Source organism: Aromatoleum tolulyticum (assembly GCF_900156155.1).
Lineage (GTDB): Bacteria > Pseudomonadota > Gammaproteobacteria > Burkholderiales > Rhodocyclaceae > Aromatoleum > Aromatoleum tolulyticum.
This window is the reverse complement of the sequence record NZ_FTMD01000010.1, coordinates 64,626-77,320: the sequence shown is the minus strand read 5'-3', so window position 1 is coordinate 77,320 and position 12,695 is coordinate 64,626. Positions and strand designations below refer to the sequence as shown.

12 protein-coding genes are annotated in these 12,695 nt (G+C 67.5%); 4 read left to right on the top strand and 8 right to left on the bottom strand.

All coding sequences use genetic code 11. The features are described from left to right. Nucleotides 1–47 precede the first annotated feature (47 nt). The 4 genes from BW991_RS15465 to BW991_RS15450 form a co-directional block, all read right to left on the bottom strand. Nucleotides 48–2,894, bottom strand: coding sequence for a valine--tRNA ligase (locus tag BW991_RS15465; protein ID WP_076603014.1), 2,847 nt, complete (start codon nt 2,892–2,894; stop codon nt 48–50). A gap of 94 nt (nt 2,895–2,988) precedes the next feature. Beyond that, a complete protein-coding gene (locus BW991_RS15460) occupies nt 2,989–3,468 on the bottom strand; it encodes a hypothetical protein (protein ID WP_076603013.1) in 480 nt (159 codons plus the stop codon). Next, nucleotides 3,465–3,905 (bottom strand): DNA polymerase III subunit chi, encoded by a 441-nt coding sequence (locus tag BW991_RS15455; protein ID WP_076603012.1) that lies wholly within the window; start codon nt 3,903–3,905, stop codon nt 3,465–3,467. The genes BW991_RS15460 and BW991_RS15455 overlap by 4 nt, the downstream gene beginning before the upstream one ends. A 17-nt stretch (nt 3,906–3,922) precedes the next feature. Further along, nucleotides 3,923–5,422, bottom strand: a complete 1,500-nt coding sequence (locus BW991_RS15450) for a leucyl aminopeptidase (RefSeq protein WP_076603011.1) — start codon at nt 5,420–5,422, stop codon at nt 3,923–3,925. A 108-nt stretch (nt 5,423–5,530) separates the two neighbouring features. On the opposite strand from BW991_RS15450, the gene lptF reads away from it, so the two are divergent. Beyond that, nucleotides 5,531–6,610 (top strand): LPS export ABC transporter permease LptF, encoded by a 1,080-nt coding sequence (lptF, locus tag BW991_RS15445; protein ID WP_076603010.1) that lies wholly within the window; start codon nt 5,531–5,533, stop codon nt 6,608–6,610. Continuing rightward, nucleotides 6,607–7,686 (top strand): LPS export ABC transporter permease LptG, encoded by a 1,080-nt coding sequence (gene lptG / locus BW991_RS15440; protein ID WP_076603009.1) that lies wholly within the window; start codon nt 6,607–6,609, stop codon nt 7,684–7,686. Before lptF ends, lptG begins: the two co-directional genes overlap by 4 nt. 57 nt (nt 7,687–7,743) lie before the next feature. On the opposite strand, the gene BW991_RS15435 is transcribed toward lptG, so the two are convergent. Then, nucleotides 7,744–8,520, bottom strand: coding sequence for a ferredoxin--NADP reductase (locus BW991_RS15435; RefSeq protein ID WP_076603008.1), 777 nt, complete (start codon nt 8,518–8,520; stop codon nt 7,744–7,746). Nucleotides 8,521–8,609: 89 nt separating this feature from the next. Beyond that, entirely contained in the window at nt 8,610–8,849 is a 240-nt protein-coding gene (locus BW991_RS15430) for a hypothetical protein (protein WP_076603007.1), read from the bottom strand. Between the two features lie 172 nt (nt 8,850–9,021). Between BW991_RS15430 and BW991_RS15425 the strand changes: the two genes are divergently transcribed. Beyond that, on the top strand, nt 9,022–9,459 hold the full coding sequence (locus BW991_RS15425; RefSeq protein WP_076603006.1) for an Rrf2 family transcriptional regulator: 438 nt from the start codon (nt 9,022–9,024) through the stop codon (nt 9,457–9,459). 60 nt (nt 9,460–9,519) lie between these two features. Here the strand turns inward: BW991_RS15425 and BW991_RS15420 are convergent, their stop codons facing one another. Beyond that, a complete protein-coding gene (locus BW991_RS15420; protein ID WP_076603005.1) occupies nt 9,520–10,767 on the bottom strand; it encodes an MFS transporter in 1,248 nt (415 codons plus the stop codon). A 112-nt stretch (nt 10,768–10,879) separates the two neighbouring features. Here BW991_RS15420 and BW991_RS15415 point away from each other — a divergent pair, with 112 nt between their 5' ends. Beyond that, nucleotides 10,880–11,779 carry a LysR substrate-binding domain-containing protein gene (locus tag BW991_RS15415; protein WP_076603004.1) on the top strand — a complete coding sequence of 300 codons (900 nt, stop codon included), beginning with the start codon at nt 10,880–10,882 and terminating at the stop codon, nt 11,777–11,779. 27 nt (nt 11,780–11,806) lie between these two features. On the opposite strand, the gene BW991_RS15410 is transcribed toward BW991_RS15415, so the two are convergent. Next, entirely contained in the window at nt 11,807–12,610 is an 804-nt protein-coding gene (locus BW991_RS15410; RefSeq protein ID WP_076603003.1) for a cobalamin-binding protein, read from the bottom strand. Nucleotides 12,611–12,695: the final 85 nt, after the last annotated feature.

The window sequence follows — 12,695 nt, the reverse complement described above, 5'->3', positions numbered from 1 at the left end:
GCTGCCCGGTGATCGGGTGGCCCCCTTTGCTTGCGGCGTGATGCCGCTCAGCCGCGATTGAGCTTTTCGAGCTGCGGACGCAGTTTTTCCAGCGTCGCGACGAAGGCGTCAAGGCGGGCGCGTTCCTGCTGCACGACAGCGGCGGGGGCGCGTTCGACGAAGCTGGCATTACCGAGCTTGCCATTGGCCTTGCCGATTTCGCCCTCGAGGCGGGCGATCTCCTTCGCGACGCGCTCGCGCTCGGCGGCGATGTCGATCTCGACGCGCAGCATCAGCTTGAAGGCCCCGGACACCGACACCGGGGCGAGTTCGTCGGCGCCGATGTCCTCGACGATCTCGACACCCGACAGGCGCGCGAGGCCGGCGAGGTAAGGGGCGTAGACGTCGAGCGCGGCGGCATCGCCCGCGGCGACCAGCGGCATGCGCTGGGCGGGCGAGATGCCCATCTCGCTGCGTAGGTTGCGGCAGGTGCCGACGATGGCCTTCAGTTCCGCGATCTTCGCCTCGGCGGCCTCGTCGATGCGGCCGAGGTCGGCTTCCGGGTAGCGCGCCAGCATGACGCTGTCGGCGTCCTTGCGGCCGGCGAGTGGGGCGACGGTGTGCCACAGCTCCTCGGTGATGAAGGGAATCAGCGGGTGGGCGAGGCGCAGCACGGTTTCCAGCACGCGCAGCAGGGTGCGGCGCGTGGCGCGCTGCCGGGCTTCGCTGCCGTTCTGGATCTGCACCTTGGCGAGTTCCAGGTACCAGTCGCAGTACTCGTCCCAGACGAACTCGTACACCGCCTTGGCGACGAGGTCGAAGCGGTAGTCCTTGAAGTGCTGGGCGACGTCGGCTTCGGTGCGCTGCAGGCGCGACACGATCCAGCGGTCGGCAAAGGAGAAGTCGAGCTTCTCGGCGTTGCAGGCGGCGCTGCCGGCCGCGGCGTCGATGCCGCAGTCGTGGCCTTCGCAGTTCATCAGCACGAAGCGGGTGGCGTTCCACAGCTTGTTGCAGAAGTTGCGGTAGCCCTCGCAGCGCGACAGGTCGAACTTGATGTCGCGGCCCGGCGTGGCGAGCGACGCGAAGGTGAAGCGCAGCGCGTCGGTGCCGAAGGCGGCGATGCCTTCCGGGAATTCCTTGCGCGTCTTCTTCTCGATGCTCTGCGCCTGCTTCGGGTTCATCAGGCCGAAGGTGCGCTTCTTGACCAGTTCCTCGACGGAGATGCCGTCGATGAGGTCGATCGGGTCGAGCACGTTGCCTTTGGACTTCGACATCTTCTGGCCTTCGGCGTCGCGGATCAGGCCGTGCACGTAGACGTCGCGGAACGGGATCTTGCCCGTGATGTGCTTGGTCATCATGACCATGCGGGCGACCCAGAAGAAGATGATGTCGAAGCCGGTGACGAGGACCGAGGACGGCAGGTAGAGGTCGAGCGCGTCGTTCGACTTGGCCGGCCATTCGGGCGTCCAGTCGAGCGTCGAGAAGGGCCACAGGGCGGACGAGTACCAGGTGTCGAGCACGTCCTCGTCGCGGCGCAGCCTGCCGGTGTAGCCGTCCTTCGCGGCGAGCGCCTTCGCTTCGTCTTCGCTGTGTGCGACCCACACGCGCGCGTCACCCTCGACGTCGGCGTACCAGGCGGGGATCTGGTGGCCCCACCACAGCTGGCGGGAGATGCACCAGTCCTGGATGTTGTTGAGCCACTGGTTGTAGGTGTTGACCCAGTTCTCGGGGTAGAAGCGGATCTCGCCCGAGGTGACGCATTCGAGCGCCTTCGCGGTGATGCTCTTGCCGTCCGCGCCGGGCTTGCTCATGGCGACGAACCACTGGTCGGTGAGCATCGGTTCGATGACCGCGCCGGTGCGGTCGCCGCGCGGCACCATGAGCTTGTGCGGCTTGACCGCGGCGAGGAGGCCGAGGGCTTCGAGGTCCTGCACGATCTGTTCGCGCGCGACGAAGCGGTCGAGGCCGCGGTATTTCTCGGGGGCGTCGTCGCTGACGTGGGCGTCGAGCCGCAGGATGCTGATCATCGGCAGCTTGTGGCGCAGGCCGACCGCGTAGTCGTTGAAGTCGTGCGCCGGCGTGACCTTGACGCAGCCGGTGCCGAATTCGCGGTCGACGTATTCGTCGGCGATGATCGGGATCTCACGGTCGCACAGCGGCAGCGTGACGGTCTTGCCGATCAGGTGCGCATAGCGCTCGTCCTCGGGATGCACCATCACGGCGACGTCGCCGAGCATGGTTTCGGGGCGGGTGGTCGCGACGGTGAGGCCGGGCAGGCCTTCGATCGGGCCGTCAGAGAAGGGGTAGGTGATGTGCCACAGGAAGCCGTCTTCCTCTTCGGACACCACCTCGAGGTCGGACACCGCGGTGCCGAGCTTGGGGTCCCAGTTGACGAGGCGCTTGCCGCGATAGATCAGGCCTTCGTTGTAGAGGCGCACGAAGGTTTCGGTGACGATCTTCGACAGGCCGGCGTCCATCGTGAAGCGCTCGCGCTTCCAGTCGGGCGAGGTGCCCATGCGGCGCATCTGGCGCGTGATCGTGCCGCCGGAGTATTCCTTCCATTCCCAGACCTTTTCGAGGAACTTCTCGCGGCCGAGGTCGTGGCGCGAGATGCCCTTGGCGTCGAGCTGGCGTTCGACGACGATCTGCGTCGCGATGCCGGCGTGGTCGGTGCCCGGCTGCCACAGCGTGTTGAAGCCGCGCATGCGGTGGTAGCGGGTGAGCGCATCCATGATGGTCTGGTTGAAGCCGTGACCCATGTGCAGCGTGCCGGTGACGTTCGGCGGCGGCAGCAGGATGCAGAAGGCGTCGGGGTTGGACTTGTCCAGTCCGGCGTCGAAGTGACCGCGCGACTCCCATTCCGGATACCAGCGGGCTTCGATGTCCGCGGGCTCAAAACTCTTGGCCAGTTCCATGGTGTGCTCAGGGGCTTGAAGGCAAAGGGCGGATTATAGCGGATGGAGGCCGCCTGCCTTGCCGCCGGAGCATCTGCGGACCGGCGCGGGCCCGTCAGGACTGGTCCGGCGGGAGAACGTCGGTGTTCTTTTCGAGATGGCGCGAGATGTGCGCGGACAGCTCCGGCAGCAGGCTTGCGCGCAGATGGGCGAGGGCTTGTTCGCGAATGTTGGTGCCCAGCCGGTCGAGTTCGCGCGCGACGATCTGCGGCAGTTCGGCGTGGAACCAGGCTTCGACGGCACGCGAGACTTCGGTGTCGAGGCTGATGAGCTGTTCGGCGAGTTCGCTGGCGGAGCGTTTCGCCTGCGGCGGCCTGGGTGAAGCCAGCTCGGCGGGGAGGTCTTCCGGTGCGACGACTTCGGTCAGGACGGGAAGGTCCTCGTCTTCCAGCGAGATCACCTCTTCCGGAGCTGGCGGCTGCGGCTCGGGGCCCCGGTGCCGCTTGAGCAGGGCGTCGGCCTTGCCGAGGAGAAGGTCGGCGGCCTTGAGGTCGTCGTCGGGGTCTAGCCGTGGCGGCAGCGGCCAGGTGCTCATAGGGCCTCCCTGCGGATCGCGTCGAAGGCCTGCAGGGGCAGGTCCTTCTGCTTGTAGTGCATCCAGCGTGCCCGCGCCGGGAGCTTCTGCTCCTCGCTCTGGCCGATGATCTCGATCAGCATGCGGAAGCGCTCGTGGCCGGGCGGGACGTCGTCGGCGAGGTTGAAGAGGATTTCGGCGTGCGGCCACTCGTTCGGCGCTTCCGCGTGGCCGATGACGACCGGCGTTTCGGCCGCGAGGGGAGAGCCCGCCATCACGTGCGGCACGAAGGCCTGCTGTTCGAAGTTCCACAGCATCTGGTCGAGCTGGCGGGCAGCCGTCGCATCTTGCGTGCGCAAGGCGACCTTGCGGCCGCTGCCATAGGCGCGCGCGGCGAACTCGCAGGCGAGCGCCAGCGGGTTCTCGGCGTTATGGTAGAACTGCACGCGCGGAGGCATGGCGGCCGTTCCCCGGCTCAGGCGCCGGCGCCCTGGCTGCGCGCGATCAGGAACTCGGCGAGCAGCGGAACAGGGCGGCCGGTCGCGCCCTTGGCATCGCCCGACAGCCAGGCGGTGCCGGCGATGTCGAGGTGCGCCCACTTGTACGCCTTGGTGAAGCGCGCGAGGAAGCAGGCCGCGGTGATCGTGCCGCCGTAGCGCCCGCCGATGTTGGCCATGTCGGCGAAATTGCTCTTGAGCAGTTCCTGGTATTCGTCCCACAGGGGCAGCTGCCACACGCGGTCGCCGGAAACGGTGCCGCAGTCGGTGAGCTCGCGCGCGAGTTCGTCGTCGTTGGCGAGCAGGCCGCTGGGGATCTTGCCCAGCGCGACGACGCAGGCGCCGGTGAGGGTGGCGATATCGACGACGCAGGCGGGCTTGAAACGCTCGGCGTAGGTCAGGGCGTCGCACAGGATCAGGCGGCCTTCGGCGTCGGTGTTGAGGATCTCGATGGTCTGGCCGCTCATCGAGGTGACGACGTCGCCGGGTTTGGTGGCACCGCCGCCGGGCATGTTCTCGGTGGTCGGGACGATGCCGACGACGTTGATCGGCAGCGCCATGCGCGCCAGCGCCTTGAAGGTGCCGAGCACGCTGGCGGCGCCGCACATGTCGAACTTCATCTCGTCCATCTCGGCGCCGGGCTTGAGCGAGATGCCGCCGGTGTCGAAGGTGATGCCCTTGCCGACGAGCACGACGGGCTTGTCCTTGGCCTTGCCACCCTTGTAGTGCAGGACGATGAACTTGGGCGGCTGGTGCGAGCCGCGCGCGACCGACAGCAGCGAGCCCATGCCGAGCTTCTCCATGTCCTCGCGTTCGAGCACCTCGACCTTGAGCTTGAACTGCTTGCCGAGTTCGACGGCGGTCTCGGCGAGGTGGGTCGGCGTGCAGTAGTTGCCCGGCAGGTTGCCGAGATCCTTCGCCAGCGCCATGCCTTCGGCGATCGCCTGGCCACGCTTGACGGCGGCCTCCATGGCGGCGGAGATCTTGTTGCGCGTGGCCAGCACGACCTTGCGCGCGCCGCGCGGCTTGTCGTCCTTCTTCTTCGACTTGGTGGTGTCGTAGCGATAGGTGCCGTCGGCCAGCGTGCGCGCGAGCTGCTGCAGCGCCCATTCGGCGTCGCGTCCGGGAAGCGCGACGTCGGCGAGGCACACCGCGGCGTCGTGGGAGGGCGAGGCCGCGAGGGCCTTGGCGACGGCGCCGACGGCGTCGCGCCAGGCGCGGTCGCCGAGTTCTTCCTGCTTGCCGAGGCTGACGACGAGCACGCGTTCGGCGGCGCAGCCCGGAAGCTCGTGCAGCGCGAGGAGCGAGCCGGCCTTTTCATCGAGATCGCCGCGGGCGATCAGGGCGGCGAGTTTGCCTTTGGCCGCCTTGTCGAGGGCGGCTGCGGCGTCGGTGAGCGTACCGCCGGCAAATGCTCCGACGACCAGGTAGCCGGTCTTGAGCTTTTCCGGGGCCCCGGTCTTTATGGTAAATTCCATGCCCTGTTCCTTTATAAGACGCGTCGTTCCGATTGCCGCCGATTATGGCCCGTTCGCGGCAAACGCGTCAAAAACCCCGCACTCCAACGAGATCCAGGCTTTCGCGCGATGATTTTCAGCCGCGCCCTCCGGCGTGAATTCTCCCAGTCGGCTGCCGGTGTGTTCGTCGCGCTGTTTGCGATCGTCATCACCGTCGTGCTGGTGCGTCTGCTCGGGCAGGCGGCCGGCGGCCGCGTACCCCCCGACGCAGTGCTCGCGCTGATCGGCTTCGGCGCACTGACCGAACTGCCCATCGTGCTATCGCTGACGGTGTTCATTTCGGTGCTGATGCCGCTGTCGCGCTCGTACCGCGACTCGGAGATGGTCGTGTGGTTCGCTTCGGGCGTGCCGCTGACGGGCTTCATCCGGCCGGTGCTGCGTTTTGCGCTGCCGGCGGTGATCGCGATCGCGGCGGCGACCCTGTTCCTGTCGCCGTGGGCACACCAGAAGAACGCCGAGTTCCAGGCACGGCTCGACTCGCGCGACGACGCGTCGCGCGTCGCGCCGGGGGTGTTCCGCGAGTCGGCCACTTCGCAACGCGTCTTCTTCGTCGAGATGGGGGCGGGGGAGAACGGCAAGGTGCGCAACGTGTTCGTGAGTTCGGAACAGAACGGCCGTCTGAGCGTCATCGTGTCGGCCGAGGGGGCGCTGCACACGGATGCGAATGGCGACCGCTTCGTCGTGCTCGAGAAGGGGCGGCGTTACGAGGGCGAGCCGGGCACGCCCGAGTATCGCGTGATGGAATTCGAGCGTTACTCGGTGTTGATCGAGGAGCGCAAGGTGGCGGGCCAGTCGTCGCGCACGCGTGTGATCCCGACCGCGGAACTCCTCGCCTCGCCCACGGATCGCAATCTCGGCGAGCTGCTCGGGCGCATCGGCGTGCCCGTTGCCGCGCTGTTGCTGGCGCTGATGGCGATCCCGCTGTCCTTCGTGAATCCGCGTGCCGGGCGGGCGAACAACCTGCTTTTCGCGATCCTGACCTATCTCGTGTATAGCAACGCGATCAGCATCTTCCAGTCCTGGGTCGGGCAGGGGCGGCTGCGCTTCGAGCTCGCCGTGTGGCTGCCGCACGTGGTGGTGCTCGTGGTGCTCGCGCTGATGTTCTACCGGCGCCTCGCGGTGTCGCCGTTCTGGAGGGCGCGCGCATGATGACGGTGCTGGGCCGCTATCTCGCCCGCGAGATCGTCGGGGCGACCTTCACGGTGCTGCTCGCCTTCCTCGGGCTGTTCGCGTTCTTCGACTTCCTCAACGAGCTCGATTCGGTCGGCAAGGGGGGGTACGAGCTGCATCACGCCTTGCTGTATGTGGCGATGATCCTGCCGGGGCGGGTGTATGAACTTCTGCCGATCGCGGTGCTGATCGGCACGCTGTATTCGCTCACGACGCTCGCGCGTCATTCCGAGATCACCGTGATGCGCGCGTCGGGGATGTCGACGGCGAAGATGCTGCGCGTGCTTGCGGGCATCGGGACGATCTTCGTCGTCGCGACCTTCATCTTCGGCGAGTACGTCGCTCCGCCGGCCGAGCGTGCCGCGCAGCAGTGGCGCCTGACGGCGACCAATTCGACCGTTTCGAGCCAGCTCAGGTCGGGCCTGTGGGTTAAGGATGGACCGCGCTTCGTGAACGTGCGGACGTTGCAGCCGGACCGCAGCATGGAGAAGGTACGGATCTTCGAGTTCGACGAGCACCATGCGTTGCTGTCGGTGACCGAGGCCGCGGCCGGCCGCTACCTGGCCGACGAGGACAGCTGGCGCCTGAACGGCATCCGCCAGACGCGCTTCCTCGGCGATCGCACCGAGGTCGTGGATCTGCCGGAGATGGACTGGAAGTCGGAGCTGACACCGGAAGTGCTGAGCGTGCTGATGGTGCTGCCGGAGCGGATGTCGGTGGCGACGCTGGTGGCCTATGTGAACCACCTGCGCGAAAACCAGCAGAACTCCGACCGCTACGAGATCGCGCTGTGGAAGAAGCTGATCTATCCTTTTGCGGCGCTGGTGATGATGGCGCTGGCGCTGCCGTTCGCGATGAGCCACGAACGCATGGGTGGCGTGAGCGTGAAGGTCTTCCTCGGCGTGATGCTGGGGGTGGGTTTCCACCTGTTGAACGGCCTGTTCTCGAACCTGGGCGTGATCAACAGTTGGCCGCCGGTCCTCGCGGCGGCCACGCCGAGTTTGCTCTTCGTTGTGGCAGCCGCCGGGCTGCTGTTCTGGGTCGAGCGGCGCTGAGTCTTTTCCCGGGTGCCCGTCGCGGCACCCGTCCCGGGCGCTTCTTCCTGGCGCCCTTTACCAGCCGTTCTCGACTGCGATCTGTGCGGGGGCTGCGAGCCGGCTCAGCCGGCAGCCTTTTGCAATCAGTGCGCGATGCGTGTCGCGCACCATGTCAGGACTGCCGCATACCATCAGGCGTGAGTGTTCGGGGCTGATGCGCAGGCCCACATGCGCTTCCAGGGTGCCGTCGTCCAGAAGTGCCGGGATGCGTCCCGCGAGCGCCCCAGCCGAGCGGTCACGGCTCAGCACGGGCTGATAGGCGAGGCGCTCGCCGACGTCGGCCCACAGCGGATGGCATCGCAGCGCATCGATTTCCTCCCAGTAAGCGAGTTCGGCTGATTCGCGCACGCCATGCACGAGGACAAGGCGTTCGAAGCGCCGCCAGGTGTCCTCGTCCTGAAGGATCGACAGGAAGGGAGCGAGGCCGGTGCCGGTCGCGAGCAGCCACAGGTCGCGACCGTCGGCGAAGCGGCTGGTGGTGAGGAAGCCGTAGGCCGTACGCTCGATCATGATTTCGTCGCCGGGCTCGAGCGAATCGAGCAGGGGCGTGAATTGCCCGCCCGGGACGATGATCGAGTAGAACTCGAGATGGTCGTCCCACGGTGCGGAGGCGATCGAGTACGCGCGCCACACCGGGCTGCCGTTCGGCTTGCGTAGACCAAGACGCGCGAACTGGCCGGGAACGAAGCGGAACGACGGGTCGCGTGCGAGGCGAAAGGAAAGGAGCTTGGGCGTCCAACGCCGCCTGGAGAGCAGGCGCGCGGTGCCGTGCTTTGCGTCGAGTGCAAGCATCGTAATCCTCCTTGTGCCGGGTCGGGCGGTGTGCCGCGATGCGACGTGCAGACCCGCGTATTCATTCCCGCCGCGGGGACGCGCCCCGTTCAGCCGGCAGATCTGTTCCCGAGTGCGTGGTGCGACGCGAGACGCACGACATATCCGATCTTGAAGAACGCCGCGGACACCGGCAGCACGAGGTGGCCGGTGATCTGCATGCCCATGCCGAAGCGTTCGGCGAAGGGATAGGCGACGAGGGTGGCAGCGATCATGCCGAGGCCGGAAAGGACCATGGTGCTGCGGCCGAGCATGAGGGTCTGTCGGGCGGTGAGGCGGGTGGGGCGCATCGCTTTCCTCCGGGAACAAGACATGGTGTGCGGCAGACGGATCGGACCGGGTGCCGGGGTTGAAGAGGAATATAAAATGAATCTTTAAAAAGAGTCAACGGGGATGAATCTTTAACCCACGCTGCGTATAATGGAATTACGCTGCCGCCCGACGGCCGCTCCGGGAACCGCCATGCATCTGACCCAGCACACCGATTACGCCTTGCGCGTGTTGATCTACCTCGCGGTCAACGAAAATCGCCTCGTGACGATCGCGGAGGTGTCCGAACGCTTCAGCATCTCGCGCAGCCATCTGATGAAGATCGCGAACCACCTCGTGCGCGACGGGTTCGTCGAAGGGTTGCGGGGCAAGGGCGGCGGACTGCGGCTCGCGCATGCGCCGGAGGCCGTCAACATCGGCGCGGTGGTGCGCAGCATGGAGCGCGGGATGGCGCTGGTCGAATGCTTCGGTACCGGCAGCCAGTGTCTGCTGACACCCGACTGCAGGCTGAAAGGCGTGCTCGGCCGCGCGCTGGAGGCCTTCCTGCAGGTGCTCGACAAGGTATCGCTGGCCGAGCTGGTCGATGAGCCCCAGCGCGAGGCGCTGCACATCCTGCGGCGCAGCGCGTGAGGGCCGTGGAGCGCCGGAAGATTTCCGACCCGGCCTCCGTCGCGAAGATGTCGGGGGGCGTCAGCCGGCCGGAGTGACGGCTGGAGGCTGGCCGATCGGTAGAAGTCTGCGCAACTGCCAGGCGCACAGGAGGGCCAGCGCGGCGCACAGGATCAGGGCGGCCGTCACGCCGGGCCACGCGGCGAATTCCCACGCCAGGCCGGAAAGCGTGCCGATGAGGCTCGCGCCGAGGTAATAGCTGCACAGGTAGAGCGCGGTAGCGAGGGCGCGCCGTTCGCCGGACCGGCGTCCGACCCAGCCGCTCGCCGTGGTGTGGGCGCCGAAATACCCGAAGGTGAAGACGGCGACGCCGGCGACGATGGCCGCGAGGTGGTCGACGAGGGCGATCGCGAGGCCCGCGCCGCAGACGACGATCATGATCCACAGCAGGGCGCGGCGGCCGATACGGTCGACCAGACGCCCGGTCCACGCCGACGACAATGTTCCGACCATGTACAGCAGGAACACCGCGCCGATCGCGGTCTGGCCCAGCGAGAAGGGGGCCGCGTGTAGGCGGAAGCCGAGGTAGTTGTAGAGGCTGGTGAAGGCGCCCATCATCAGGAAGGCGACCGCGAAGAGGCGGCGCAGCCCGCTGTCGGCAAGCAGGGCGGCGATATCGCCGAGCACCCGCGCGGGCAAGGCGGCCCGTGCGCGGAAGTGGTGCGATGGCGGCAGGCAGCGCCAGAACACGAGGGTTGCGACGAGCCCGAGCACGCCCAGCGCCGCCGCGGCGATGCGCCACGAGCTCCAGTCCGTGAGGCCGGCGACGAGGAAGCGCCCGCTCATGCCGCCCAAGGCGTTGCCGGCGATGTAGAGACCCATTGCGCGGCCCTGCGCGCTCGGTGCGATTTCCTCCCCGAGCCAGGCCATCGCCGAGGCTGGCAGGCCGGCGAGGACCGCCCCCATCAGCATCCGCAGGACGAGCAACTGGCTGAAATCCGCCGCGACGGCGGTCGCAAACGCGATCACGGTCGCGAGTGCGAGGGAGGTCTTCATCAGGCGCTGGCGGCCATAGCGGTCGGATAGCACGCTCGCGGGCAGGAGCATCAGCGCCAGCGCGGCGGTGCCCAGCGAGACGGACAGGCTCGCGGTGGTCGGCGCGACGCCGAAGTCGGCGGCAAGGCGGGGGAGGACGGGTTGCGTGGCGTACAGCAGCGCGAAGGTCGTGAAGCCGCCGAGGAACATCGCGAGGTTGGCGCGCCGGAAGGCCGGGGTGCCGGCTTCGATCGGGGCGGGGGAACCGGTGGCGGAGGGAGCTGGGTCTGACATGGTCGTCCGGTGCGGATTGCATGGTGTTGCGCTGCGTCAGCGAATCCTAGGTTGCGACCGATGCATACGTCCAATATATTTAAATGGCTCTGGTTATCTGTGGAATGTATGAATGGAACTGCGCCACCTTCGCTATTTCGTCGCGGTCGCCGAGGAGCTCAACTTCACGCGGGCAGCCGCGCGCCTGCACATCGGCCAGCCGCCCCTGTCGATGCAGATCCGCGATCTCGAGGTGGAGATCGGCACGTCGCTGTTCGAGCGCAACAAACGCCGTGTCGTGCTGACCGAGGCGGGGCGGCGCTTTCTCGAGCATGCGCGCGAGATCCTCACGCGCTCGCAGCTCGCGACCGAGGATGCCCGTCGTGCCGGGAAGGGGGAACTGGGGGAGTTGCGGGTTGGGTTCACGTCTTCGCTGCCCTATACGACGACACTTTCGGACGTGCTGCACACGTATCGGCGCGATTTTCCGCAGGTGGCGCTGTCGTTGCGCGAGATGTTTACCGGGGCGCAGTTCGAGGCGCTGCAGCGCGGCGAGATCGACGTCGGCTTCGTGCGCTACCGCGGCCTGGATGTGCCCGCCGGGATCGTCACGCGCGAGATCGGCCGCGACTCCTTGCGGCTCGTCGTCAATGCCGCGCACCCGCTGGCGCACCGCGCGGAAGTCTCGCTCGCGGAATTTCGCGACGAGGGCTTCATTGCCTATCCGCCGGATGTCGGCACCGGATTGCCGGCGATCGTCGATGACCTGTGTCGCAAGGCGGGCTTCGACACGCGCATCGTGCAGCGTGCGCGCGAGGCGACGACGCAGATCGGGCTGGTCGCGTCCGGACTCGGCGTCGCAGTGCTGCCCGCGCCGCTGGAATGCGTGCGGCTGCCGCGCGTGCGTTACCTGACAGTGAGCGACGAAGGCGCGTATCTGTCGCTGGCGGTCGCGCATGCGGACCGTCCGTCCGCTCCGGTGCTCGACACCTTCCTCGGTGTAATCGGACGGATTGCGGCGCAGGCGCCCTGAAACCGGGGGGCGAGGTCGTGGACGCGCCTACTCGCTCGCGCTTCGTGCCCAGTCCGCGAACAGGTGGGCGAGGGCGGGCAGCCCCTCGCGGATCGCGACCGGGCCCGGCGCGAGGATGATCGCGGACTTGATCTCGTGGAGCTGCCCGTTGCGCACGGCGGGTACGTCCTGCCATCCCGCCCGCGCGGCGACCTTCTCCGGCCGGAAGCGCTTGCCGCACCATGAGCCGATGACAATGTCCGGCTGCCGGCGCGCGGCTTCGAGCGGGTCGGCGAGCCTGCGGTCCTTTGCCGACGGGCGGCTGGCGAGTTCGGCGAAGATGTCTTCGCCGCCGGCGATCCCGATCAGCTCGGACACCCAGCGGATGCCGGAGATCGCCGGCTCGTCCCATTCCTCGAAATAGACGCGCGGACGCCGCGGAAGCCGCGCGGCGGCGGTACGCGTCGCGTCGATCAGCTGCTCCAGCTCGCCGACGAGCGCCTGCGCGCGGGGCTCGGCGCCGACGAGGCGGCCGACCGTTTCGATCATCGCGAGGATGTCTTCGACGCTGCGCTGGTTGAAGACATGCACGGCGACGCCGGCCTTGACGAGATCGCGGGCGATGTCGGCCTGAAGGTCGCAGAAGCACAGCACGAGATCCGGTTCGACGGCGAGGATGCGGTCGAGGTCGCCGGTGCTGAAGGCGAAGACTTTCGGTTTTTCCTTGCGGGCCTGCGGCGGGATGACCGTGTAGCCGGAAATGCCGACGATGCGGTCCTGTTCGCCGAGGGCGTAGAGGACTTCCACGGTTTCGGTGCTGAGGCAGACGATGCGTCGGGGCAGTCGGGACATGGCGGTTCGATGTGGTGTGAGGACGGCCATTTTGCCGTCAAAGTCGCCGGATGCCGAAGGCGGATGCGCGCCCGGGTTTGCCGGG